General features: G+C 67.1%; 20 protein-coding genes. 9 read left to right on the top strand and 11 right to left on the bottom strand.

Annotation, left to right across the window (positions count from 1 at the left end):
* Positions 1-40 precede the first annotated feature (40 nt).
* The gene (locus H276_RS25045; protein ID WP_019972599.1) at positions 41-190 is read right to left on the bottom strand and encodes a hypothetical protein; all 150 of its coding nucleotides are present in this window, start codon (positions 188-190) and stop codon (positions 41-43) included.
* A gap of 553 nt (positions 191-743) precedes the next feature.
* Between H276_RS25045 and H276_RS0117535 the strand changes: the two genes are divergently transcribed.
* Genes H276_RS0117535 through H276_RS0117515 form a run of 5 tightly spaced genes read left to right on the top strand, consistent with a single transcriptional unit; the run spans position 744 to position 4,910 of the window.
* On the top strand, positions 744-1,448 hold the full coding sequence (locus H276_RS0117535) for a response regulator transcription factor (protein WP_019972598.1): 705 nt from the start codon (positions 744-746) through the stop codon (positions 1,446-1,448).
* On the top strand, positions 1,426-2,952 hold the full coding sequence (locus H276_RS0117530; protein ID WP_019972597.1) for a cell wall metabolism sensor histidine kinase WalK: 1,527 nt from the start codon (positions 1,426-1,428) through the stop codon (positions 2,950-2,952). Before H276_RS0117535 ends, H276_RS0117530 begins: the two co-directional genes overlap by 23 nt.
* A gap of 52 nt (positions 2,953-3,004) precedes the next feature.
* On the top strand, positions 3,005-3,436 hold the full coding sequence (locus tag H276_RS0117525) for a hypothetical protein (RefSeq protein WP_019972596.1): 432 nt from the start codon (positions 3,005-3,007) through the stop codon (positions 3,434-3,436).
* The gene (locus H276_RS0117520; protein WP_019972595.1) at positions 3,433-3,861 is read left to right on the top strand and encodes an RDD family protein; all 429 of its coding nucleotides are present in this window, start codon (positions 3,433-3,435) and stop codon (positions 3,859-3,861) included. The genes H276_RS0117525 and H276_RS0117520 overlap by 4 nt, the downstream gene beginning before the upstream one ends.
* A gap of 47 nt (positions 3,862-3,908) precedes the next feature.
* Positions 3,909-4,910 carry a DUF4331 family protein gene (locus H276_RS0117515; RefSeq protein ID WP_026357128.1) on the top strand — a complete coding sequence of 334 codons (1,002 nt, stop codon included), beginning with the start codon at positions 3,909-3,911 and terminating at the stop codon, positions 4,908-4,910.
* 79 nt (positions 4,911-4,989) lie between these two features.
* Here the strand turns inward: H276_RS0117515 and H276_RS0117510 are convergent, their stop codons facing one another.
* Entirely contained in the window at positions 4,990-8,247 is a 3,258-nt protein-coding gene (locus H276_RS0117510; RefSeq protein ID WP_019972593.1) for an arabinosyltransferase domain-containing protein, read from the bottom strand.
* Positions 8,244-11,564 (bottom strand): arabinosyltransferase domain-containing protein, encoded by a 3,321-nt coding sequence (locus tag H276_RS0117505; protein ID WP_019972592.1) that lies wholly within the window; start codon positions 11,562-11,564, stop codon positions 8,244-8,246. Before H276_RS0117505 ends, H276_RS0117510 begins: the two co-directional genes overlap by 4 nt.
* A 226-nt stretch (positions 11,565-11,790) precedes the next feature.
* Here H276_RS0117505 and H276_RS0117500 point away from each other — a divergent pair, with 226 nt between their 5' ends.
* Together H276_RS0117500 and H276_RS0117495 are read left to right on the top strand one after the other, a co-directional pair.
* Positions 11,791-12,189 carry a DUF4189 domain-containing protein gene (locus tag H276_RS0117500; protein WP_019972591.1) on the top strand — a complete coding sequence of 133 codons (399 nt, stop codon included), beginning with the start codon at positions 11,791-11,793 and terminating at the stop codon, positions 12,187-12,189.
* Between the two features lie 47 nt (positions 12,190-12,236).
* Positions 12,237-12,458, top strand: coding sequence for a hypothetical protein (locus H276_RS0117495; protein ID WP_019972590.1), 222 nt, complete (start codon positions 12,237-12,239; stop codon positions 12,456-12,458).
* A gap of 9 nt (positions 12,459-12,467) precedes the next feature.
* Here the strand turns inward: H276_RS0117495 and H276_RS0117490 are convergent, their stop codons facing one another.
* The 7 genes from H276_RS0117490 to H276_RS0117460 form a co-directional block, all read right to left on the bottom strand.
* Positions 12,468-15,722, bottom strand: coding sequence for an arabinosyltransferase domain-containing protein (locus H276_RS0117490; RefSeq protein WP_036461298.1), 3,255 nt, complete (start codon positions 15,720-15,722; stop codon positions 12,468-12,470).
* A complete protein-coding gene (locus H276_RS0117485; protein ID WP_019972588.1) occupies positions 15,712-17,676 on the bottom strand; it encodes a galactan 5-O-arabinofuranosyltransferase in 1,965 nt (654 codons plus the stop codon). The genes H276_RS0117490 and H276_RS0117485 overlap by 11 nt, the downstream gene beginning before the upstream one ends.
* Positions 17,676-18,440 carry a decaprenylphospho-beta-D-erythro-pentofuranosid-2-ulose 2-reductase gene (locus H276_RS0117480; RefSeq protein WP_019972587.1) on the bottom strand — a complete coding sequence of 255 codons (765 nt, stop codon included), beginning with the start codon at positions 18,438-18,440 and terminating at the stop codon, positions 17,676-17,678. Before H276_RS0117480 ends, H276_RS0117485 begins: the two co-directional genes overlap by 1 nt.
* 132 nt (positions 18,441-18,572) lie before the next feature.
* Positions 18,573-20,792: a catalase/peroxidase HPI gene (gene katG / locus H276_RS0117475; protein WP_026357124.1), complete on the bottom strand. Its 2,220-nt coding sequence runs from the start codon at positions 20,790-20,792 to the stop codon at positions 18,573-18,575.
* Between the two features lie 38 nt (positions 20,793-20,830).
* Positions 20,831-21,235, bottom strand: a complete 405-nt coding sequence (locus H276_RS0117470; protein ID WP_019972585.1) for a Fur family transcriptional regulator — start codon at positions 21,233-21,235, stop codon at positions 20,831-20,833.
* A gap of 109 nt (positions 21,236-21,344) precedes the next feature.
* Entirely contained in the window at positions 21,345-22,727 is a 1,383-nt protein-coding gene (locus H276_RS0117465) for an FAD-binding oxidoreductase (RefSeq protein ID WP_019972584.1), read from the bottom strand.
* Between the two features lie 32 nt (positions 22,728-22,759).
* A complete protein-coding gene (locus tag H276_RS0117460; RefSeq protein WP_026357122.1) occupies positions 22,760-23,182 on the bottom strand; it encodes a GtrA family protein in 423 nt (140 codons plus the stop codon).
* Between the two features lie 48 nt (positions 23,183-23,230).
* Here H276_RS0117460 and H276_RS0117455 point away from each other — a divergent pair, with 48 nt between their 5' ends.
* Positions 23,231-23,857: a trimeric intracellular cation channel family protein gene (locus tag H276_RS0117455; protein ID WP_019972582.1), complete on the top strand. Its 627-nt coding sequence runs from the start codon at positions 23,231-23,233 to the stop codon at positions 23,855-23,857.
* Here H276_RS0117455 and H276_RS0117450 read toward each other — a convergent pair.
* The gene (locus H276_RS0117450) at positions 23,854-25,269 is read right to left on the bottom strand and encodes a PLP-dependent aminotransferase family protein (RefSeq protein WP_019972581.1); all 1,416 of its coding nucleotides are present in this window, start codon (positions 25,267-25,269) and stop codon (positions 23,854-23,856) included. The genes H276_RS0117455 and H276_RS0117450 overlap by 4 nt on opposite strands.
* Positions 25,270-25,318: 49 nt before the next feature.
* Between H276_RS0117450 and H276_RS0117445 the strand changes: the two genes are divergently transcribed.
* On the top strand, positions 25,319-25,789 hold the full coding sequence (locus H276_RS0117445; RefSeq protein WP_019972580.1) for a carboxymuconolactone decarboxylase family protein: 471 nt from the start codon (positions 25,319-25,321) through the stop codon (positions 25,787-25,789).
* Positions 25,790-25,804: the final 15 nt, after the last annotated feature.

The following is a 25,804-nucleotide window of genomic DNA, read 5'->3' as shown; positions in this document are numbered from 1 at the left end:
GTTCTTCGCCCGCCGCCTTGTAGCTGGCCTCCGTACTCAGTTACACCCGGAGTGTGTCACGTAGCCGCGCATCGTTGGCGGTGTCCGACGCCAGTTCGCCGAGCGCGTCGCCGACGAATTCGCGTGCCGCATTGAGGTTCTCGCCCAGCAGCGCCACCGCAGCGAGCCCGGGATCGCTTGCGGTGGTCACACCGTCAGTGCCGGCGGCGATGGCGACCGCGCGGGCCTCACGGCTTGGCGCCCCGGATGTACACCCCGCTTTACACATACATAGCTCACGCATACTTTCTTGCCAGAACTCCGATAACATCGGTCGCTAGAGTCCCTCCTGTAACAAGCATTTCGTCATGAAGGGAGAGATCATTGTCGAGTAGGGTGCACCGTAGCGTGTTCGGAACGATCGCCGTCTCCGCCGGACTATCCCTGGCGGCGTTGGGGTTTGGCGCCGGAGTCGCCAGTGCGGCACCGCCACCGCCACCGCCTCCGGGCCCGGGAGCCCCCGGTCCTGGGCCCGTGCAATGCGGACCTTTCCAGCCGTGCCCACCCGGACCGCCCGCGCCGCCCCCGGGTCCGTCCGGGCCACGGCGCTGACGGATTCGTGAGCGTGCGGTGCGGATCGGCGTGCCGCACGCTCACGTGCGGGAAGCCATAGCTTGCGCACATGAACTCCACAGTTGACGGCTAACAGGGGCTACGACGATCGGATAGTGCCAACATCCGAAGCAGTCACCGGACGGTCCGTGATGACCCGAGCCGACGGTAGTTCCGTCCGGGTCCTGGTGGTCGACGATGAGCCAGGGCTCGCCGAACTCGTAGCGATGGCGCTGCGCTATGAAGGATGGCAGGTGACGACGGCTCCAGACGGCACCACCGCGATCCGTCTGGCTGAGCAGGACCCGCCCGACGTGGTTGTCTTGGACGTGATGCTGCCCGACGTATCCGGCCTGGCGGTACTGCAGAAACTGCGTGCCGCACGGCCGGGTCTTCCGTTGCTGCTTCTGACGGCCAAGGAGACGCTCGAGGACCGCATCGCCGGACTTGAGGCCGGTAGCGACGATTACGTGACCAAGCCGTTCAGTGTCGAGGAATTGGTGCTGCGACTGCGGGCACTGATGCGACGCAGTGGCGCGGCGGCGGACAACAGTGATGCCCGGCTGATCGTTGCGGATCTGATCCTGGACGAGGACAGCCACGAGGTGATGCGCGGTAGCGATGAGATCCAATTGACAGCAACGGAATTCGAGCTGCTTCGGTTCATGATGCGCAACCCGCAACGCGTGCTCACCAAAATGCAGATCCTGCAACGGGTCTGGAACCACGAGGATGACGGGCGTTCCAACGTAGTCGAACTGTACATCTCCTACCTGCGTCGGAAGATTGACGCCGGACGCATCCCTCTGATCCGCACCGTTCGCGGAGTCGGCTATGTCCTCAAACCACCCCGCTGATCTGCCTCTGGCCACCCGGATCTGCAGTCCGCACACGTGGTCACTGCGGACGCGGCTGGTGGTGGTGCTGGTCGTTCTGTTGGCGTGCGTCTGTGCGGCCGTCGGCGCGGGAACACTGCTGGCGACAGAACGGTTCCTGCTGCGGCAACTTGACAACCAGGTGCGCGATGCGGCCTCACGGTCGGCGACATTTTACGACCTGGGGCCGCCGCCGGGCCTTCACTTCGAGGGACCGGGTCCCGTATTCCTCGACGCGCCAGGTCAATCGACGGGAACTGCGGGAGCGGTCGTCGTCGGTGGACGGGTCGACGAGGCTGCGGTGATCAGCATCGACGGTACGCGGGAACAACTGTCGATGGACGCCGCGAGCCAACTGGGCGATGTGCCCACGGGCCATCCGGTCCGTGAGTTTCTTGATGGTGTCGGAGAATACGAGCTGATCGCCATTCCGGCGGCAGACGGCAACTACGTGGTGGCCGGGCTCTCGCTGGAGGGCGTGAACCAAACGCTGGTGTCGCTGATGGGCATCTTCTGGGGTGTCGCCGCGGTTGCGCTGATAGTGGCGGTGGCGGCCGGCGTTGTCGTCATCCGCCGTCAGTTCGCACCGCTGTCACGGGTTGCCCTGGCTGCACGGCGAGTAGCGCAGCTGGAGCTCGATCGGGGCGAAGTGTGTTTTCCCACAGTACTTGTCGGTATCGGCCCGCAGTCCCCGTACACCGAAGTCGGGCAACTCGGAATGGCGTTCGACCAGATGCTGGACCGAATCGCGGATGCACTGTCGGCTCGGCACGCCAGTGAGATGAGAGTGCGTCAGTTCGTCGCCGACGCCAGTCACGAACTCCGTACCCCGCTGGCCTGCATCAGCGGCTACACCGAATTGGTCGCTCTGCGTGCGCCGTCGACATTGCCGCCGGACCTCGCCTACGCGATCAGTCGGGTGGACGCAGAAGCCAAACGTATGACACGGCTCGTGGGGGACATGCTGTTGTTGGCCCGCATGGATGCCGGATGCCCGCTGGAGTTCGGCGAGGTCGACGTGTGCGTGCTTGCCGCCGACATCGTGATGGATGCGCGGGTTACCGGACCGGAGCATCAGTGGTCAGTCCAGGTGCCCGACGAACCCGTCATCGTCACCGGAGACGGCGTTCGACTGCATCAGGTGCTCGCCAACCTGCTCTCGAACGCGCGCATCCACACCCCGCCCGGAACCCACGTCAGCACCACATTGAGCTGTCCCGAGGGTGGGCTGGCGGTGCTGAGGGTCACCGATGATGGTCCGGGAATCCCGCAACACCAACAACCCGAGATCTTCGAACGTTTCACCCGCGGTGACTCATCGCGTTCTCGCCGAGCCGGCAGCACCGGCCTCGGGCTTGCAATCGTCTCATCACTTGTCAAGTCCCACAACGGAACCATCGCTCTGCATAGCGTCCCCGGTGCCACCACTTTCACTATCACCCTGCCGAGAGTGCACTCAACCCAGCTGTCCAAGCTGCACCGGTAGCAACCGGTGCGCGGCTACGATTCGAACCGTGTCAGGCCTAGAGGATCACCCCGTGGTGACGGTTGCCGCGGGTGCGGCAGCGACCGCCGTCGTCGGCGTCGGCGCGGTCTACCGCGGTGTGGAGCGGCTGCCCGTGATAGGTGGGCTGCTCAAGCAGGCGCGCGGCGATTTGTCCGCGCGTGGCGAGCGCGTCATCGCCGCAGGCGTCGAACCGGTCAAGGCGGTGGTGGCCGCCATCGCCGTGCAGGTCGTCGACATGGTTCTGGACGAGCTCGACCTCAACGAACTGGTCCGCCAGCGCGTCGACCTCGTCGGGCTGGCCAACGAGGTGGCCGACGGAATGGACCTGCCTGCGATCATTCGCAAGTCGACCGATTCGGTGACCGCCGAGGTGATGACGGACGTCCGCAGTCAGAGTGAACGGGCCGACGACGTGGTGTCCGGCTTCGTCGACCGGTTGCTGGGCCGCGGGTCACGGCCGTGACCGAGGATATCCGAACGGCCGGAATCGTGAGTCGGGGAGTGGCTGCGGTGATCGATCTGGCCGTCGTCGGAGTCGTGCTCTCAGCGTTGTACATCGGCCTGATCCTGACGCGGTTGATGTTCGGCCCCACCACATTCATCCTGCCGACGGTGTCGGCGATCTTCTCCTCTCTGGTGATGTTCGCCGTTTCGGTGCTCTACCTGACGGTGTGCTGGGCGGTGTCAGGCTGCACGGTCGGCGCGGTCACGATGGGGCTGCGAGTGGTGGGCCGGCGGTGCGAGCGGCTGCCGCCGGTGGTGGCGCTGCTGCGCGCCGTGGCCTACGTGCTGTTCCCGGTCGGCCTGCTGTGGGTCGTGGTGGATGCGCGGCGAAGATCGTTGCAGGACATCGTCTTGGGTAGTCGCGTGGTGTACGTGCGGGTATAGCCCTGTTTCCGCTGCGGCCCGGCAGCATCCGAGGTTGGATGGGCATCATGTCCAACCACTTCACCGGGCTGAGCCTCGGGCCACCGCTGGGCGATCAGCGACTCGATCTGTGCGATCTGTATGCCTTCCAATCACCGGCAGATCCGGAGCGCACGGTGTTGATCCTCAACGCCAATCCGCAAGCCGACGCCCTACATCCCGATGCCATCTATCGCCTGGCCATCGACAACGATGGTGACCTGCGCAATGACATAGCGTTCAGCTACGTGTTCTCCGAACCGGCCGACGGCCGTCAGACCGTGGACGTGTACGTGGCGTCCGGCGACGACGCGGAATCACCCGAAGCGGTGGGGGAGCGGATCTTCACGGGCGTCGAGGTGTCGTTCGGGCGGGAGCCGGTGATCGCCCGGACGGATGCCTACACGTTCTTCGCGGGTGCCCGCAGCGACGCCTTCTTCTTCGACTTCGACGGCATCAAGAACCTGTTCGACATTCGCGGCGGGCGCAACTTCACCGCACTGCACCTCAGTGGCCAATTCCCGTGGACGGGTGTGGATTCCAACCTCGAGGCCAATGTGTGCTCGATGGTCTTTGAGTTGCCGACCGAACAGCTCGGCGCCGACCCGGACATCCGGATCTGGGGCCGGTGCAGCGTGCGCGTCGATGGCGAGCTCCTACACGTGGACCGGGCCGGGCATCCGTCGGTGAGCAGCTTCTTCAACACCGACGACACCAAGCTGGAGTACAACGCCAGCGTGCCGATCCACGACCGGGAGCGTTGGATGGGCCAGTTCATCCACCTGCTGGGGCACACCGGTGGCTACTCGCACGACGAGGCGATCGCCGCCATCGACGCCGAGGGCATCCTGCCCGACATGTTGACGTTCAACCCGTCGAAGCCCGCCAAGTATCCGAACGGCCGGGTGTTCACCGACGACGTGATCGACTACCGGCTGGCGTCGTTGACCAAGGGTGACTGTCCGCCCTCAGGGCTCAGCCCCCATACCGACACCCTGCAGGTGTTCCCGTATCTGGGGCCGCCGCACTGAAGTGCTTTCCCGCCGAATGGCCAGTTATGTACGCGCGCCGCGAAAAAGCGTGCAGTAACTGGCCACTCGACGCGAAGTGCTAGGGCTGGATGCGGATCTTGCCCGGCGTGTACAACCCGCTGCGGGTAGCAGTGCCCAGGTTGATCTGCGCCGGTGTGGCGTCGACGATGGTGTCGAACCTGCGCAGTGAGCCCCAGTCGCGGCCCCAGTCCTTGTTCAGATACGCCGCCATCACGTGTTGCCGCAGCAGCACGTCGGTGATGCCCAGCAAGCCACCGTTGAGGCCGTCCTCCCAGGTGTCGGTGTCTTTCATCTTGGCGTTGTAGTCCGGCGTGATGCGGAACTTCGGGATCTCGGTGACGCCATTGGCATGCAGCATCGGGTGTTGGCACGGGAAGGCCAGGCCCACGGCCCAGTCCATCAACACCGGCTGCTCTGAGCCGATGTACTCCTGCACGGTCTTGACCTCGGGCACCCGCGGCGGGGTGACGGCGATCCAGTCGCCCAGGCTCAGCGACTTGTCCTCGGCGATGACGCGGACGAACGTCGCATCGGCCGGGATCTGACTGCGGTCGAACCGCAGATTGCGCCATGACGGGATAGGTCCGAGGTCATAGGGCACCAGCCGGCCTGCGGGCAGCGGCGCACCGTCGGGCCCCGGACGCCCATATTCCAGCTCCACGGTCTGACCTTCGGTGCGGCCGTTGAAAACGCTGTTGCCCGTGATGGTTCCGGCGGCGGTGACGACCACCAGCGGGCTGCCGGGATCGGGCGCGGGCAGCTGGTACCAGGCCGAGGCGAGCTTGCTCTCCCGCTGCGCGGGCCCTTCCACGTAGCTGCCGGCCACCGGCACCCGAGCCGGATCCAGACCGTAGGGCAGCGGCACGGTCGAGCCGTTGATGCCGGGGTTCTTCAGCTTGGCCGGAGCATCCCAGTCGGAGTCGATACCCGGCATCGGCACGGTCAACCGAATCGCTTCGGCGACAATGTGATCCGGCACGCCGTTGGGCGTGAAACCAGTCGGTGCCGTTCCGCCCAGCGGGCCGAGTGGGCCGTAATCACCGGGCAGCGGCGTCAGGAAGCCGTTGTTGGGGTCGGGTTCGACCAGCACGTCGTCGGCCAGCCCGCAACCACCACCGAACGCCTGCAGGTTCGAAGACGCGTTGGAATAGGTGCCGTGCTGGCGCACCACGCCGTAGAGCATCGAGCCGACGAACACCACACACATGAACCCCGCCGCGAGCGGCACCGGCGCCGTGGTCAGCACCCGGGTCAGCTTGCCGCCTGTTCCCGGACGGAAATGCAGCCAGAACGCCCACAGCGCGGTGATCGCGAACAGCGTGAAGAAGATGGTGCTGACGGTGACGCCACCGATGGCCGGCTTGTCGTTGTTGAACGGCACGCCGTAGCTGGAGACGTACCACCAGCCGTTGGTGGTGGCGAAACACAGTGCCATCACGAACAGCACAGCCGAGGTGAATGCCATGCGGTTGCGCGCCGACCGCAGCACCGCCGGCGCGGCCAGCACGGTGACCACCGCGGCCATCGCTGCACCCACGGCGGCGAACAGGCCGAAGTGGTGCACCCACTTGGTCGGGGTGAACATCAGGCAGAACATGGTCGCGAAGATGATGCCCATCAACCGCCACACCGGGCCGCGGGCCACACCCGGCACCCGTTTGCGCCGCAACATGATGAACATCGAGGTGAACAGGCTCAGCGCGGTGATCATGAAACCGAACCGGCGCGACAGCGATCCGTCCACGGTCGGCAGGATCAGGTAGTAGTAGCGCAGGTTCTCGGTGTACCAGGCCTGGCTCGGTCCGATGGCCGTGCGAATCCTGGTGGCCTCCAACACTGTTGCCAGTGTTTGGTCGGCGAACACCACCGTGAGGATCACGGTTCCGGCGGCCAGCAACGGCAGGATCAGCGGCCAGGTGCCGACCACCTTGTGGCGCTGTACCAGGATGCGCACGATCGGGCGTCCGCCGGCCAACAGCGCGGCGACCGCGATGAGTCCGGTGGGCTGGATGCCAAGGGTGAACGCTGCCGCGATGATCGCCAGCGCGGCTGGGGTGACCCTGCTGGAGATGATGGCGCGTTCGATCAGCACGTAGGTGATCAGCGCGCCGGTGGCGATCTGGCCCTCGGGACGCAGACCGTTGTTGAACGGCATCCAGGCAGCCATCAGCACCAGGCCTGCGGCCCACAGGGCGGGCTTGCTCGCGATGACGGCGGGCCCGAGCCGCGGCAGCACCTCGCGGGAGAGCAGCAGCCAGCACACCAGCGCGCAGATCAGGTCGGGCAGCCGCATCCAGATGCTGGCGTCGCTGACATGGGTCATCAGCGCCAGCAGGTTGTAGAACCAGCCGAACGGGTCTTCCGGGCTGCCGAACCAGCGGAAGTAGTTCGACATGTATCCGGCGTGATCGGCCACGCGGGCCATCTGCAGGATGTAGCCGTCGTCCGACGAGTTGGCGCCGATCACATGCCACACCAGGAACCCGCCGACCACCACCACGTCGACGGCGCTGAACGTGCGCCAGCGCGACGGGATCAGGCGGTGCATCCGCCGGCCGTCGAGCCGGTCGAGGCGCCACAGTGCGAGCACCGCGATCACGGTGGCCGCGATGCCCAGCAGCATCGCCGTCAGCTTGAGCGCGGTGGGGGTGGTGGTGAATCGCGTGTCGATGGTCGCCGACAGTGAGAGCCCTTGTGGCGCAGGCCCGCTCAGCTCGGTGAAGACGCCGACGATCGCCGGCCGCAGGTTCGGGTCGGCGAAGCCGGTGCGCAGCTCTTTCCCGTCGGTTCCCGTCAACCCGACGAACGTGGCGAACGTGCCGGCTTCCGACGACGTGATCTCGATGCGGGAACAACCGGGGCTACCGGCACCGCCGACCGCTTTCTCCCGGGGAACGCTGGCGATCACCACGTTGCGGTCGGTGATGTCGACGCGCTGGCTCGTGACGTTGACGAACAGCGCGTTGAGCGGGGCCTGCCTGCCCTCCTTGGGTGCGGTGCCCAGCACCAGGGCGCCCTGCGGCGGCAGGGAGCGGATCAGGTCACAGGGGATCGTCGCCGTCATGTTGACCGGCGTCTCGCTGATCAGCGGTGCGGTGACGCTGTTCAGCTGACCCGCTGCGCCCGATGTCGCCGCCGTAGCGGTTCCGGAAGGCCAGTTCAGCGTCGCCGTCGTCTGCACCACCGGCAGCAGCGGCGTCAGCACCGAGCAGATGAACCCGATCAGGCCGGCGATCATGGCGACCCAGCGGGCCGTCTTCACGTCCTTGGCCGCCGTCGGCTCGCTCTCGGCGGGCTTGAGTTCGGTCGTGGTCATGGCAGGGCCCGGATCGGTCCGGGCCGGCTGAAGCCGAACACTCGCTTGGTTCCTTGATCGATGTGGGCTACGGGCGCCAGCTCAGGCGGTACCACCGGGTCGTATTTCTCGATCGAGCCCCAGTCCCGGTACCAGTCGTCGCGCAAGTACGTCGGGATGGTCGACGTGCGCAGCAGCGCCTGGATGAACAGGAAGGGCCCACCCTTCTGGGCGGACTGCCACATATTCGACGACACCACCACTTGCTTGACGTTGGGCAGGATGCGGTACTGCGGCAGCTCCGCGACACCGAGGTGCTCGGAGAACGGGCGCTGGCACGGGAAGTTCGCGGCGGTCGCGATGTCCATCATGATCGGCGTCTGCGAACCGAGGAACTCACTCGCGGTCTGCAGGGTCGGCACCCGCGGCGGGGTGAACCCGAACCACTGGTCATCGCTCAGGTTCGGGTCGTCGGCCACGATGCGCGCCACGTTGGCCTCCGGCGGCGCCCAAGCCAGCGGGAAACGCAGGTTGCGCCAGGCGAACTGGGCGAACACGTCGATCGGCTGCACCGAGTCCAGCGCCTGGTAGCTGCCGTCGGGACGGTGCACGCCCCACTGCAGCTTCAGCGACTGGCCGTAGTGGAATTCATGCTCTTCGTCGTAGTACCAGATGGCGCCGGCGGCCGCGACGGTGACGAGCGGCCGGTCGGGGCTGCGTGGCGGCAGCTGGTACCAGGCCGAGGTGGCCTTGGCGGCGACGGTGTTCTCTTTATAACTGCCCATCACTGGGGTGCGGGCGGGGTCGAGGCCGAAGGGCAGGAACACGCGGGATCCGTTGACGCCGACCGGACCGTAGCCGCCACCGGTGCCCGCGGCGTACGCGATACCGACGTTGGGCTTGTTGGGTGAGCCGTCGGAGTTCACGGTGCCGGGGTTGGCGACGACGGGCTTCGGCGGCTCCAGGGTGTCGCTGATCCCGTTGGGGTTGAACCCGACCGGGTTCTCGCCACCCAACGGCCCGTACTCGCCGTAGGTCTGGCCCGGCACGGGCTGCAGCATGCCCGCGTTGGTGTCGGCCTCGACCAGCACGTCGTCGGCCATGGCGCAGCTGTTGCTCGAGAGCCCCGAACTCAGCGCCCGCACGTTGGCCGCCGCTGTGGTGTAGACGGGGTAGCGCTGGACGAAGCCCTTGGCCATCGAGCCGACCTCGAGCACAACCATGATGATCGCGACCACCAGCAGCGGTGTGGAGGCCAGCACACGGTTACGTCGGGTGTTGGCGACCTCGGTGTGCCCGGCGTAGTCGATGCGGAAGTGCAGCCAGCCGGCGAGCACGGCGGTGATGATGGCCAGCACCAGGAACATCGTGGTCACGGGGTGCCCGGCGAGCACGGGCTGGCGGTCGAACCACGGCACGCCGAAGTTGCCGACGTAGAACCAGCCGTTGATCCCGGATGTCGCCCAGGCCAGCACGAACAGCAGCGCCGTCACGTACAGCGCGAGGTTGCGTCGGCTGTGCAGGCCCACCAGGGCGAACGCGAACGCCGTCACCCCACCGAGCGCACCGGCCAGCCCGGCGAACTCGCCGAACTGCACGGCCCATTTGGTCGGTGTGAAATGCAGCAGCAGCAGGCCGATCGCGGTGACACCGAGCAGCCGCCACACCGGCCCGCTCGCCAGCCCGGGCACCCGGCCCTTGCGCAGCAGCACAGCCATCATGCCGAACAGGCACAGCAACATGGTCAGCACCGCGAACCGCCGAGTCAGCGAGCCGTCCACAGAATCTTCCACGGTGAGGAAGTAGTAGCGCAGGAACTCCTGGTACCAGGAGATGGTCGGGCCGACGGTGTACTTGATCCGGGCCGATTCGGCGACCGTGGCCAGGGTCTGGTCGCGGAACACGATGACGAAGACCAGCGCGGCCGACCCGGCCAGGGCCGCCAGCGCGGGCAGCACGATACGCCGGGCCCTCATGATGCCGACGACGGCACGAGCCCCGACCAGCAGCGGCGCCAGTGCGATGAGGCCCTGCGGGGCCAGTGTCACGCTAAACATCGCCACGATGACGGCCGCGCAGGCAGGCCACAAACGTCGTGTTCCAATCGCATTTTCGATAAGAGCCCACACCGCGAGCACGCCGAAGGCGATCAGCGGCTCGGGGCGCAGGCCGTTGTTGAACGGCAGCCAGGCCGCCAGAAACACCGCACCGGCCGTCCAAACCGCGATGCGGTTGGTGGCGAGCCTGCGACCCAGCCGGGGTAGCACCCAGCGGCTCAACAACAGCCAGGTGCCGATGGCCGCCAGGGTTGCGGGCAGCCGCATCCATACGCTTGCGGTGCTGATGGCTGCGAAGTGCGCGAGCACCGACTGATACCAGTCGAAGGGAGCCTCGGTGGTGCCGAAGTAGCGGAAGTAGTTGGCGGTGTAGCCGGCATCGGCGGACACCCGTGCGATGGTGAGGTTGTAGCCGTCGTCGGACGAGATGGCGCCGATTATGTGCCACAGCAGCAGCGTGCCGATCACGCCGATGTCGGCGATCCAGGTCGCGACCGGAACCTTGATGAACCGGCGCCACGCACCGCGGACTCGGTGGGCGCCGCTGGGTTGAATGTCGCCGCCGGCGCAGCTCCGGTGGTCCAGCACGGCCAGCGCCGCGATCGAGGCCACCACGCAAACCACGCCGAGCGCCATCACCAGCAGCTTGAGTGCCGTCGGGCTGGTGATGAATCGGGTGTCCACGTCTACCCGCGCCGACAGGCCGGGTTGTGGCGCCACCTTCAGATCGGTGAACACACCGGCGACCTGGGGTTTCTTCTCGACGGCCGCGGTGCCGGTTGCGCCGGGAATGCCGGCGAAGTCAGCGCCCACGCCGCCGAGGTTGGCCCAGATGTGCAGCGCGCTGCACGTCCCCGCGTTGACTGCGGCACGTGGCGCGACGGCGGTGACGGTGTCTCGGAACGCGACGAAGACGGTGTCGGCGGTGGCCCGGACGAACAGGCCGTTGCGGGTGGCGTCGATGCCATCGGGCGGAATGGTGGAGAACACCAGCCCGCCCGCCGCGGGCAGGGTCGCAATGGCATGACAAGGGATCGAGACGTCGAGAGCCTGCGGGGCCCCGGACACCAGCGGCGCCGTGATGTTGGTGATGTTGCCGTCGGTACCGGTGCCCTGCGGCCACAGGATGGTCGCGGTGGCCTGTTTGACCGGAAGCAGTGGGACCAGACCGCACAGCACCACACCCGCGACACCGGCGATGATCGCGATCAGGCGAGCGATGCGGGATCGATCAGTGGCTGGATTACCTGTTTCTCGCTCATGTCGCTCATCGCCCGGCACGAGGGTCGATGGTATGCGACCCACATGTGAGCACCCGTTTCCCCTGCCGAGTGACCAGTGATGTCGCCGTATCGGTCCCACTGTGTGACATGACCCCCAGTTCGGGGACAAGCCGATTCCTCCCATTTTGCTGTGAGTCGGTAATACCATCACAGCCGCGCTCGGTGATCACCTCGACGACAGGAACACGATGGCTTTGACCCGCAAGATTTTTGGATTTCTTGGCATGGCTGTCGTCGCCGCGACGATCTCGGCAGGTTCGGCATGGGCGGGCGGCGGGGATGGCATGGTCGACGGTGGTGACGACATGTCCAGGGCCGTCGGCTCCGGTGTGCTCAACGGGGAGCTGGTCGGGTTCACCGTAACCGGCCCCACCAATGAGGCCGCCACGGCGGCCGTCGTCACCGCATGCCAGCAGGCGGGCGCCCAAGACTGCACCCGGGACGAGGTCACCAACGACAATCTCTGCATAGTGTCGGTCGGCGCCGATGACGACAGCGGCGTCGTGGCCGGCGGGGCAGGCTCGACGCTCGAGGCGGCTCGCGCCGACGCGGTGCGGCATGCTCAGGACGCCAATGCGCCCCTCGGCCCGGGCGCCCGGATCCTCACATCGGCCTGCCCGTGACGGGGCCGGTTCGGTCACATCCAGATACCGCGGTGAGGGAGAGGTCCATGACTGTGCGCAATAAGTGCTCACTACTACCGGTGGCGGTGCTGGTGGCGTCGCTGATCCTGGCTCCCGCGGCCGGTGCCATGCCGACATGCCAGGACGTGGGCGGCAACGTCAGGTGCGAGACGAGTGGCAGCGTGTCGATCAAAGCGGTGCCGCAGACGCGCGCCCCCCACGTGGGAGAGATCAACCCGCCGCGCCGCGGCATTGTCTGGAGCTGGTAGCCCCGCCGCTCAACTGGGTCGTAGCGGAGCCGGGCTCCACCACCCGCTGCGGGTGGCGGTCCCCAGGTCGAGCCGGGCCGGTGCGGCGTCGGTGTACCACGGTGTCAGCCGCTGCAAAGAGCCCCAGTCCCGGAACCAGTCGTCCTTGAGATAGGTCGGCACCGTCGCGGCCCGGAACATCAACTCGGTGATGCCCAGCGGCCCGCCGCCCAGGTAGTCCATCACCGGCGAGTTGGCCTCTGCGCCGAACCGGTCCGGCAGGATCCGCCACTTCGGCACCTCGATCACGCCGTACTGGTGGCCGAACGGCCGTTGGCACGGGAAGGCGAGGCCCACCAGCCAGTCCAACATCACCGGATCGGTCGAGCCCACCACGTCCTGCAGGGTGCGCAGGGTGGGGATTCGCGGCGGGGTCACCGCGATCCAGTGCTGCGGGGCCAGATCGTCGTCGGTCGCGACCAGCCGGATCTGGGTGGCATCCCGCGGGATGGCCGACAGCGGCGCCCGCAGGTTCCGCCACGCCGGGGCTGCCCCGACGTCGGCGAAGCCGACCCTGCCCCCGGGCCGGTCCGCGGCAGCCTGCTTGTCGGTAGCCCACTGGACCACGACCTCGCCTGCACTGAACCGTCCGGCGGCTGCCACCACGAGCAGGGGCCCGGCGGTATCCCGGTTCGGCAGCCGGTACCACGCCGAACGCAGCTCCGACGGAATCTGGCTGCCGGCCCGCCAGCTGCCCAGCACCGGTGTGGTGGCGGGGTTCAGGCCGAAGGGCAGCCGCGCGCGCGACCCATTGGCGCCTGCTGCGGCGGTGGTACCGCCCTCGGTCCCGCCTTCGCTGGCGGTCGTGGTGCCGGATTCGGTGTCGGCGAAGTTGGTGGAGCCGGGTTGCTCCATCACCGGGTCGGCCGAGACGTCCGACGGAATGCCGTTGGAGGTGAACCCCTGTGAGGTGACCGCACCGAGCGCCTGGCCGAAGGGCTGGTCGATCGGCGTGAGCATGCCCGCGTTCGGATTCTCCTCGACCATCACGTCGCTGGCCAGCCCGCACGTCTTACCGGTCAGGGCCTCCAGATTGGAGCGTCCCACCGACCAGGCCGGGTACTGGTTGATCATCGCCAGCGTCAGTGAAACCACCTCGAACATCACCAGCACCCACGCGGCGATCGCAAGCGGCGCCTGCACGAGCCGCTGCCATCGGCTCGGCGGGCCATCGGGGGACAGGTCACGTCCGCTGAAGTGGAACCAGGCGGCCAGCAGCAGTGCCAGCACCGAGAACCCGAGGAGGATCGTGGTGAAGCCGAAGTGCCACTGCGGGAACGAGTTCGACCACGGCACGCCGAAGTTCGACACGTACCACCAGCCGTTGACGGTCGCGAACGACAGCGCCGTCACGAACAGCACCGCCGCGCCGAACATGGCCCGGTTGCGTCGCGACTTCATCGCCGCGGCGGTCACCGCCACCGCGGCCAGCGCGCCCAGCGACCCGGCCAGCCCGGCGAACACGCCGAAGTGATGCGTCCACTTGGTGGGGGTGAACATCATCGCGAAGAACGAGATGATCGTGATGCCGATGATGCGTCGGCTCGGACCCGCCGCGGTGCCGGGCACACGGCCCTTCCGTAGCGACATGGCGATCGAAACTGCCAGCGCCAGAAGGAGAGTCAGCACTGCGAAGCGTCGAGCCACCGAGCCGTCGGGGCTCGTGGTGAACAGCCGCTCGTAACGGATGTGTTCGTCGAACCAGGCCAGGCTCGGACCCACGGTGGACTTGAAGGAGCTGGCCTGGATCTCACCGATCAGCGTCTGGTCCCGGAAGATCAGGATGATGGTGACCGTGCACGCCGCCAGGATCGGGGCCAGCAGGGCCAGATGCCCGAAGCGGGAAGTATGCCGAGCCACAATGGTTTTCAGCGGACCGACGGCCACCAGCAGCGCGCCGACGGCGGCGATGCCGGTGGGACCGGAGAACAGGGTGAGCGCGCCGATGATGATCGCGATGGCGACCGGCAGCATCCGGTTGGTGGCGACGCCGCGCTCCACCGAACACCAGGTCAGCAGGATGCCGAGGGCGATGATCGGCTCGGGGCGCAGCCCGTTGTTCAGCGGCAGCCAGAACGCCAGGAACATGCCTGCCGCGGTCCATGCCGCTGCCCGGCTGTGTTTGACGGCGTGCCCGAGTCGCGGGATGACCTCGCGGCTGATCACCCACCAGCAGGCCAGCGCCATCACCAGCGTCGGCAACCGCAGCCATACGCTGGCGGTGCTCACGTGGGCCCACAGCGCCAGCAGGTCGTAGTACCAGCCGAAAGGGGCTTCAGGGGTGCCGAACCAGCGGTAGTAATTGGCCATGTAGCCGGCGTGTTCGGACACCCGGGCCATGGTGAGGATGTAGCCGTCGTCGGACGTGTTGGAGCCGACGAAATGCCACCACACCAGCACAGCGCCGACCAGCGCGTCCAGTGGCGACAACGACCACCAGCGGGCCGGCAGGAAGTGCCGCTGTTTGACGCCGTCGGCGGAGTCGAGCACGTGCAGAGCGCCCAGGGCGACGACGGTCATGGCGACGCCGATGATCATCGCCAGCATCTTGAGCAGCGTGGGGGAGCTGCTGTACCGCGTGTCGATCGTGGCCGAGAAGGTAAGACCCTCCGGCGCGGGGCCGGACAGATCGGTGAAGACGCCGACGATCTGCGGGCGGAAGTCGTAGCCGCTGCGCTCACCGCGCAGCGGCGCATTGGGATCCTGGGACGGGTCACTCGACGGGCCCTGGGTGAGCCCGACGAACTCGCCGGTGATCTTGTCGGCGTGCGCCGTGAAGGTCAGGTACTTGCAGGCCGGGCTGAGCACCCGATCCAGCGAGGCGCTGACCACCGGGGTGTTGCGGACGATGACCAGCAGGTCGTTGTTGACGCGTTCGATGAGCAGACCGCGGTCGACAGCCTTGGGCGCCTGCTTGGGCACGGTCGACAGCAGGACCGTTCGGTCGCGGTTCTGCGGGCCGGCCAGCCCCGCGGCGGCCTGGCACGGCACGTTGATGGTCAGGTCGGTGGCGACATACCCGATCAGTGGGGCGTTGACGCTCTGCCAGGTGCCGTTCTGCGGCCAGTTGAGCTGCGCAGTGGTCTGCTTGACCGGCAGGAACGGGGTGGCGATGGCCATGAGCGCACCGAGCAGACCGGCGACGATGGCGATGAGTCGCGCTGTCCGGTGGTTGGCGCCCGTAGCGATCACGGGTTTCGATGCTATCGGCGCGTCAACGGCCATCGGGAGTCGCTTTCTGACTGGCGTTCTGATCGGGCTTGCGGATGGCCAGGACGAACGGCCCCACATCCGACAGATAGAACCGCGGATCGTCGAACAACGCCGAGTTCAGCTCCACGTGATAGCGGCGCACATTGGGCTGGTTCGGATAGACGTCGGAGGCCAGCCGCAGGGTGTAGGTATCGCCCGCGCCGCGGCGCATGAGAAACACCGTCGGCGGTTTCCAGGGCAACCCGTCGAGAGCCTTGATGAACTGGTCGGGGGTGCTCAGCGTGCCCCAGCCCTCGATGGCGGCTGCGCGTTCCTTGAACTGGGCCAGCGGGTTGGCGTAGTGCGATGTCAGCCCCTGGAAGCCGTAGTACGGGTAGTACGACAGGAAGCTGTAGTCGGCGGTGAGCACCACGGTCTGATCCCGGGGAACGCCCGTGACCTCAAGGATCTTGGCGTCGACCTCGCGGTAGTACTGCTCGGCGCCGGGCGGCCTGCGGTCAGCGCGCACGCCGGTGCCGTCGGTGTCGGTGTAGGCGACGTTGATGTCGGGACGCAGCACGTCGGGAATGTCCTGGCTGAACGTGAGGGCGCCGACGGTGCCGATCGTCGCTGCCACCGCGATGACACGTCGCCTCGTTTCGGGCTGGTAGCGCCGGGCGATCGCGAGCGTCGCCTCGATGAACCCGAACGCCCCCGCGGTGGTCAGCAGCACGGTCAGCATCGACTGCAGCCGGAACGACAGCAGCGTGGTGCCCACGAGCGTGGTCAGCATCGACAGCAGCGACCAGGCGTAGATCGCGACCACGCCGAAGGCCAGCGCTGCAGCCGTCGTGGAATTGCGATGAGCCTCTCGGGCGAAGAGCCCCCAGCCCGGCGCCCGCACCACCAGCCACAGCGTGCCGACCAGGCACAACGCGCCCAGCAGCGTGAAGCTCAGCATCGGGAAGGTCAGTTGCGCGCCCGCATCGGGCAGATAGTGCTGGGCGGTGCCCTTGTCGGCGGGCCGGCCCTTGGCCGCCGCCAGCAGGTACGGGCCCCAGCTGATCAGGGCGATCAGCCCCGAGATCGCGGCGATGACGACCAGCCGCAACAACGGGTCCCAGTGCCTGCGGGCCGCCGCCAACAGCAGTCCCATGATGGCCAGCGTGAACGCGCAGTAAGCGAACAGCAGCGTGTAGAACAGCGCGGCCACGCCGAGGAAGATGCCGGTGCCGACGATCGCCGCCCACCCGCCGTTGCGGGTGCTGCCGTCTCCTTCCGTGCTCCTCGCGTGCGCGCCCAGCCCCGACCAGGCCAGCACCAGCACGGGCGGCAACAGCACCGTGATGATCGCGGCATACGGTTCGGCCGGCGAATAGGCCAGCATGGCAGCGGTACTGGCCGTGGTGACGATCAGCGCGTACTCGAACCGGACCATGGCCGCCCACAGCACGAGTGCCAGTGCCGCGGCGACGGTGATGGAGCCGATGGCCCACGGTTTGAACATCTCCCAGGCCGGGGTCCCGGTCCAGGCGGCGATGCGCCCGCCCATCCAGAACCAGCCCGCCGGGTAGTAGGGCGGCAGCCCGAAGTAGGTCATGTCATGCAGGCCCGCGGTGTCGGTGAGCCGGGTCAGATACTCGGTGCGGAACTGCTGGTCTACCGACACCCCGAACAGGTACAGCTTGGTGGCGCCCAGCGGCATCGCCAGCGTCACCACCGAGAATGCCGACAGGAAGATCAGCGCGGCGAGCCGGGCCAGGGTGCGCCGACCCCGCCGCCAGATCAGGCCTGACACGAAAAGCCCTGCCAAACAACCGAACTGGCCCACGGTGGTCAGGGCGTGCAACTGATTGGAGGTGTTGTAGGCCGGCCACTGCACCCGGGCGATCGCAGTGATCGCCACCCCGGCAACCACCGAGGCGATCAGGACGGCGATGACCATCTGGCCGACCACCCTGGCCGGACCGAGGAGTCCGGCCCGCATCAGATGGGGAGCCGACGGAAGATGGGTCGCGGGATGTGCCGCAACACCATCATCACGTAGCGGAACGCCCCTGGCGCCCAGACCAGCTCTTTGCCCTTGGCCGAAGCGGTGACCGCCAGGTCGGCGACGTATTCCTTGTCGACGGTCAGCGGGGCTTCCTTGACGTGCGCGCTCATCCGCGTGCGCACCTGGCCGGGCCGGATCACCAGTACCCGGACGCCGAATTCCCGCAGCGCCTCACCGAGGCCGAGATAGAAGCCGTCCAGGCCGGCCTTGGTGGAGCCGTAGACGAAGTTGGAGCGACGCACGCGCTCACCGGCCGCGGAGCTCATCGCGATGATGCGCCCGGAGCCCTGAGCACGCATCTTCTCGCCCAGCAGCACACCGACCGAAACAGCTGCGGTGTAGTTGATTTCGGCGATCTGCACGGCCTTGCGCTGGTTCTGCCACAGTTCCTCGGCATCCCCGAGCAGCCCGAACGCCACGATCGCGACGTCTACATCACCACCGGCAAAAGCCTTGTCGATGACCGCGGGATGGCTGGCGGTGTCGACGGCGTCGAAGTCGATAACCTCGACCTCTTTGGCGCCTGCCGCACGCAGCTGGGCCACCGCACCGTCGCGGCCCGGGTCGTCGGGCAGCGCGGCCAGCACGATACGGGCCGGGGCGTCGCGCAGATAGCGCTCACAGATTGCCAGCCCGATCTCTGAGGTGCCGCCGAGCAGCAGGATCGTCTGGGGGTTACCTACGGCGTCGAACACCATCTAGCGCAGCTCCAAGCCTCGGGGGACATCGTGACGAGGGTACCGTGCGGCGTTCTCACCACGGCCGAACGCCGAACGCCCAGGCGGCCGCGAGGCCGTCCTGGGCGTCCGGATACTTCGGTTACGTGCCGATCAGACCTCGAGATCGAACCGGTCGTTGTCCATCACCTTGGCCCACGCCGCGACGAAGTCCTTGACGAACTTCTCCTCGGAGTCGTCCTCGGCGTAGAACTCGGTCAGCGCCCGCAGCTGAGAGTTGGATCCGAACAACAGATCGACACGGCTGGCGGTGTACTTCTGTTCGCCGCTGAGCAGGTCCTTGCCGACGTAGGTGCCGTCATCGGCCGACGACGGCTCCCATTTGACGCCCATGTCGGTGAGGTTGACGAAGAAGTCGTTCGTCAACTGTCCCGGCCTCTGGGTGAGGACCCCGAGCTTGGTGCCGCCGTAGTTGGCCTCCACCGCCCGCAGTCCGCCGATCAGGACCGTCATCTCCGGCGCCGACAGGCCCAGCTGGTTGGCCCGGTCGATGAGCTGGTACTCGGTCGGGACCTCCAGGCCCTTGCCCGCGTAGTTACGGAAACCGTCGGCCCGCAGCTCCAGGTAGGCGAACGACTCGACGTCCGTCTGGTCCTGGGTGGTGTCGCCCCGGCCCGAGGTGAACGGCACCTGGATGTCGTATCCGGCCGCCTTGGCCGCCTGCTCGACACCGACGTTGCCCGCCAGCACCACCAGGTCGGCAAAGGACACGTCAACGCCCGCACTCGACTGGATCTCCTCGAGCTTGCGGATCACCTGGGCCAGCTCGTCGGGTTCGTTGGACTCCCAACCCAGCTGCGGCTGCAGCCGGATCCGGCCGCCGTTGGCGCCGCCGCGCATGTCGCTGGCCCGGAACGAGCCCGCCGCCTTCCATGCGGTCGAAACCAGCTGCGGCACGGTCAGGTCCGAGCCGGCGATGGCGGCCTTGAGGGTCGCGATGTCGGCGTCGGACAGCGTCTTCCCAGCCGGGGTGACGTCCTGCCAGAGCCAGGTCTCCTTCGGCGCCAACGGGCCGAGGTAGCGGGTGACCGGGCCGAGGTCGCGATGCAGCAGCTTGAACCAGGCCTTGGCGTACTCCTCCCGGAGCTCCTCGGGGTGGTCCAGCCAGCGCCGGGTGATCTCGCCGTAGATCGGGTCGAACCGCATCGACAGATCGGTGGTCAGCATCGCCGGGTGCGTACGGCCCTTGAGGTCTGCGGTCGGTACCGAGTTGGCCCAGCCGTTGTCCTTGGGACGCCACTGCTGGGCGCCGGCGGGGCTCTTGAACAGCTCCCACTCGTTGCTGTAGAGGATCTCCAGGAAGCTGTTGTCCCACTTGGTCGGGGTGTGCGTCCAGGTCACCTCCAGCCCGCTGGCCACCTTGTCGTTGGGGTTGCCGGTGTCGTGGGGGTTGCGCCAGCCCAGACCCATGGTCTGCAGCGGGGCGGCCTCCGGCTCGGGCCCGAGCGCGTCCGCGTCGCCGTTGCCGTGAGTCTTGCCGAAGGTGTGCCCGCCGCAGATCAGCGCGGCGGTCTCGATGTCATTCATCGCCATCCGGCCGAAGGTCTCGCGGATGTCGATGGCGGCTGCCAGCGGATCTGGATTGCCCTCGGGGCCTTCGGGGTTGACGTAGATCAAGCCCATGGTGGAAGCGGCCAACGGGTTCTCCAGCCTGCGCCGGTCGCCGTCGGAACCGCTGTAGCGCTCGCGGGTGCCCAGCCACTCCGCCTCGGCGCCCCAGTAGATGTCCTCCTCTGGCTCCCAGTAGTCCGGTCGGCCGAAAGCGAAACCGGCGGACTTGAAGCCCATGTGTTCCTGGGCCCGGTTGCCCGCGTAGACGATCAGATCGGACCAGGACAGCTTCTTGCCGTACTTCTTCTTGATCGGCCACAGCAGCCGGCGGGCATTGTCCAGCCCGACGTTGTCCGGCCAGCTGTTGGTCGGGGCGAAGCGCTGCTGGCCCCGACCGCCGCCACCGCGGCCGTCCTGCACCCGGTAGGTGCCGGCGGCGTGCCAGGACATCCGGACGAACAACGGGCCGTAATGGCCGAAGTCGGCCGGCCACCAGTCCTGCTCCGTGGTCATCAGCTCATCGAAATCACGCTGCAGCTCATCGAAGTCGATGGTCTGCACGGCCGCGCGATAGTCGAAGTCTGCGTCGTTGGGATCGATGATGTCGGGATTCTTCTGCAGGATCTTGAGATTCACCGCATTGGGCCACCAGTCGCGGTTGCTACCGCCCTCGACTGGGCGCCTGATCATCATCGGACAACCGCTTTCGGCGGGTTCGGTCTGAGCTTCGCCAATGGGGGGGTGAGTTTGGGTCTCGGCCATGACAAATCCTTTCCGGGCTGGGTGGGCTGGTTTGTGAGTTATCTACTTGGAGCAGTGGAACATTCGGGGCAAGTGCCCCAGTAGATGACCTCGGCTTCGTCGATCTCGAAGCCATGGTCCTCTGACGCGGTCAGACAGGGGGCTGAGCCGACCGCACAGTCGATGTCGGCGATGGCGCCACACGAGCGGCACACGATGTGGTGATGGTTGTCGCCGATCCGTGACTCGTAACGGGCTACGGATCCGGAGGGCTGGATCCGCCGCACCAGGCGCGCTGCGGTCAACGCATGCAGCGAGTCGTAGACGGCTTGGTGTGACACCTCGGGCAGCTCTTCACGCACGGCGCGGATGATCGAATCCGTGTCGGAGTGAGGATGCGCATGCACCGCCGTAAGCACCGCCACCCGGGGGCGGGTCACTCGCATACCAGCGGTCCGCAGCATTCGCTGGAGGTCCGCAGTCGTTGCCACGTTCTGCAGTCTCGTCCCTTTTCTGGAATTAGTCAAGAAAAAGTTCTCGGCTACTCCCGCCGCCGTTTTCGGCGCGTCAGGACTACAGAAGTTCCAGCCGGCGCGCCATGTCGGAGGCGAACACCCCGTTCGGATCCACCTTGCGCCGCACCGCGATCCACTCGTCGACCCGCGGATACATGGCGTGGAACGTCTGGGCCGTCGTGCGCGAATCCTTGGCGGTGTAGAGCCGCCCACCGAACTCCAGTACGCGTCGATCCAGGTCGGTGAGGAAGTCGCCGACGCCCGGTTTGACGGGGAAGTCGACACACACGTTCCAGCCGGGGATCGGGAAGCTCAACGGCGCCTGATTGCCCTTGCCGAACAGCTTGAACACGTTGAGGAATGAGTAGTGTCCGGAGCGCTGGATGTCGTAGATGATGCCCTTGAACTCCTCGACGGCCTCGGTGGGTACCACGAACTGGTACTGCGTGAATCCGGCCGGGCCGTAGGCGCGGTTCCACTCACCGAACATGTCCAGCGGGTGATAGAACTGCGTCAGGTTCTGCACCTTGTTGCGGTATGTGCCCGACTTGCGGTACCAGAGTTCGCCGATGGGGCCGAAGGTGTACTTGTTGGCCAGCCCGTTGGGGAACACGTCGGGCAACGTGAGTAGTTGCGGCGCATCGAATTTCAGCGGGTTCTTCTGCAGCTTGGTGGGCAGCTGGTCGAGCTTGGCCAGGGATCCGCGGGAGATGGCGGCGCGGCCCAGCTTCGGCGGGGCGCTGATGGCGTCGAACCAGGCCGACGAGTACGTGTAACCGTCCTCGCTGCCGTCGCTGTGGAAAGCGATGGTCTCGTCGAGGGTGTGCGTGACATCGCCGTCGGCGATGAAATACGCGGTCTCCGTCGGCGTCATCTCGATGGTGGCGCGCAGGACGATGCCGGTCAGCCCGTTGCCGCCGACGGTCGCCCAGAACAGCTCGGCTTCCGGGCCGTCCGGCGTGAGCTTGCGCACCTCGCCGTCGGCGGTCAGCAGATCCATGCTGCGGACGTGGTTGCCGAAGCTTCCCGCGCTGTGGTGATTCTTGCCGTGGATGTCGCAGCCGATCGCCCCGCCGATGGTGACCTGCCGGGTACCCGGCAGCACCGGGACCCACAGCCCGAACGGCAGCGCCGCCTTCATCAGCTGATCGAGGTTGACCCCGGCGTCCACGTCGACGATCCGGGTCTCGGCGTCGATCGAGTGGATCCGGTTCAGCGCGGGCATGTCGATGACCAGGCCGCCGCCGTTCTGCGCGTTGTCGCCGTAGGAGCGGCCGAGACCGCGCGCGATCACGCCACGTCCGCCCTGCTCAGCGGCGTGTGTGACGGCCTTCACGATGACCTCGGGATCAGGTGTGGAGAGCACCTGCGCGACGGTCGGTGCGGTGCGGCCCCAGCCCATCAGGCGCTTGTCCGTGGTCGGGAAATCGGTGGTCGACATCGTGACAGAGGGTACCGCGCCGAGACCACGGTTCAGTGCAGGCGGAAGATGACTGCTCGCTGCACGATGAAGTTGATGACGGTCGCGGTCCCCTGGGCGATGACGAAGGCGATCGGCACCCGCCAGGGCTGGTTCTCGAACTGCATGTAGAACACGAAGTTGATGCCGACCTGCACCGCATAGGTGACCGCGTAGAGAACACAGACGGCGATGAACCGGGCCGTGCTCGGTGGCGCCTGGAAGGTCCAGCGGCGATTGATCAGATATGCCGTGGTGGTGCCGGCGATGAAGCTCAGGGTCTTGGCGACATTGACCCGGATGTCCTCGTCGACGTGCCAGGACGTGGCGAACAGCCGAAGGAAGGTGACATACAGGCCGAAGTCCACGATCGCGGCGAGTCCGCCGGTGACGATGAATCTGACCGCCTGGGCTTTCAGGCTCAGGGTCGGCGACATGACGGGTTCGGCCACCACGGCAGCTTAGCGAGCGCCTACGGTTCAGACGTGTTGCAGACGGTCCTCAACTACGGCGGTATCGCGGTTTTCGCCTCGTCGGGGGCGATGGTCGCGATCCGCAAAGGCTTCGATCTGTTCGGCATCGCGGCGCTGGGCGTGCTGACGGCGGTGAGCGGCGGTGTGCTGCGTGACCTGTTCCTCGACGTCACCCCGCCGACGTCCATCCAGCACTGGCCCAACGTCACGGTCGCCGTGGTCGCGACGGCGGTGGCGACGGCGACGGCCCGGATCTTCATCCGGATGCGGCGGATCGTGCTCACCCTCGACGCCGTCGGGATGGGTTTCTTCGCGACGTCGGGTGCGGCGTTCGCCACCGACCATGGGGCGACCTGGTTCGCGGCCGTACTGATCGGTGTCACCACCGCGATCGGCGGCGGCATCGTCCGCGATGTGCTGGTCCGCGAGATCCCGCTACTGATGGGGCAGGACGATCTGTATGCGGTTCCGGCGATGATCGGTGCGACGACCTATGCCGTCATCGACTACTTCGGTCCGCAATGGATCGGGCTGGTGGCCGGGACGGTGTTGGCCACCGCGTTGCGGCTGGCCGGTCTCGCCTTCCGCTGGCGGCTGCCCACCGGCCCGCGCGACCTCTTCGTCGGCGGGAAGTCCTAGCGCAGCACCTCGGCGAGCACCGTTCGCAGCGCCTCGACGGCTGGTCCGAAGGCGTGCTCGGCGGGAGCGCCGAAGCCGACGATGATGCCGTCGGGGTCGGGGATCTGCGGGCCGGCCGCCGGGTGCCGCATGATCGACAGCCCCTGCAGCAGGATCCCGGCCTCCCCGGCCCGGCGCAGCACGGTCGGCTCGGCGCCGTCGGGCAGGGGCAGCGTAATGCTGACGCCGGCGGCCAGACCCCGGATACCGACGTCGAAATCGTCCAGTGCGGCGAGCAGGGTGTCACGCCTGCGCCGGTACCGGTTGCGCATCCGCCGGATGTGCCGGTCGTAGCCGCCGGTGGCGATGAAGTCGGCCAGCGTCAGCGCACTGATGACATCGACGTGGTACTGCTGTCCGCCCGCCGCGTCGATCACCGGATCGATCAGCGCGTCGGGCAGCACCATCCAGCCCAACCGCAGCGTCTGGGCCATGCTCTTGCTCGTCGAGCCGAGATAGACGACTCGTTCGGGATCGAGCGCCTGCAAGGCGCCGACGGGCTGGCGGTCGTAACGGAACTCGCCGTCATAGTCGTCGTCGAGCACGTAACCGTCGGTGCGCTGCGCCCACGCCACAGCCGCGGTGCGGCGCGCCGGCTGCAGCGCCATGCCGTACGGGTTGTGATGCGCAGGCGTCAGCAGGACCGCCGGGGTGTCCAGCGCATCGAGATCCTCGATCACCGCACCGTCGTCGTCCAGCCCGATCGGTGTGGTCGGCACTCCCGTCGCAGTGATCGCATCACGAAAGATGAAGAGCCCGTAGGCTTCCACCGCGATCGGCCGACCGGATCGGAATACCCGGGCGAGCAGTTCGACGCCATCACGGACGCCTGCGCACACGACGATCGATTCCGGCGTCGTCCGCACACCACGAACCCGGCCCAGATATTCGGTGAGTGCCTCGCGCAGCGCGAGCGGGCCGCGCGGGTCGCCCATCCGCAAAGACGCCACGGGTGCATGGGTGAGGGCGCGCCGGGCCGACGCGAGCCACGCGTTGCGCGGGAACTCCGACACATCGGGCGAGCCGGGCATCAGGTTGTGCCGCGGTGTGACGGGTACGCGGCGCGGCCGCGGCGGCGCGGGCCGGGACGTGCCGGACCGAGCCACCCAGGTGCCTGCCCCCTGCCGTGACGCGAGCCAGCCCTCGGCGACCAGCTCGGCGTACGCCTCGGCAACGGTGTTACGGGCCAACCCCAGGTCGCCGGCCAGGGCGCGGGACGGTGGTAGCACGGCACCGGTGGCCAGCCGACCCGATCGGATGCCGTCCCGCAAGGCGTTGATCAGCTGCTCGCGGGCGGTGCGGCTGCCTGGTTCGATGACGGCCCGCAGCTCCAGGTGCAGATCTCGGCTGCCCAAATTGGCCCGTGAAGCCATGCCTTGATTGAACCACCTTGGCGGTACTTTCGTGGCTACCGTTGTCGGTATGACACAGACACTCGAACCTGCTCAGACCACCGGACGCCTGAAGATCTACAAGACCTCACCCGAGTTGTACGACGCGATGCTGGGATTGTCGAACGCCTCGGCCAAGGACGCCGATCCGACCATCGCCGAGCTGATCAAGATCCGGGCCTCGCAGATCAACCGGTGCGCGTTCTGCCTCGACATGCATACGCGTGACGCCCGCAAACAGGGCGAGACCGAGCAGCGCCTGGCGCTGGTCGCAGCGTGGGAGGAGGCCGGCGATCTGTTCACCGAGCGGGAGCAGGCCGTACTCGCACTGACCGAGGCCATCACCAATCTGAACCACGGGCCGGTGTCGGATGCGGTGTATGCCCGGGCCGCCGCGGCGTTCACCGAACGTGAACTGGGTCAAGTGATTTCGATTGCCGTCACCATCAACGCATGGAACCGGATCAATGCCGCGGTGAAGATGCCGGCTCCGCGGCGCTGATCCACGCGCCATGTC

Origin of the sequence: Mycobacterium sp. 141 (assembly GCF_000382405.1) — a bacterium.
In the GTDB taxonomy this organism is placed as follows: Bacteria; Actinomycetota; Actinomycetes; order Mycobacteriales; family Mycobacteriaceae; genus Mycobacterium.
Note: the sequence above shows the minus strand (reverse complement) of the source record. Positions and strands in the feature narration are given on the sequence as shown.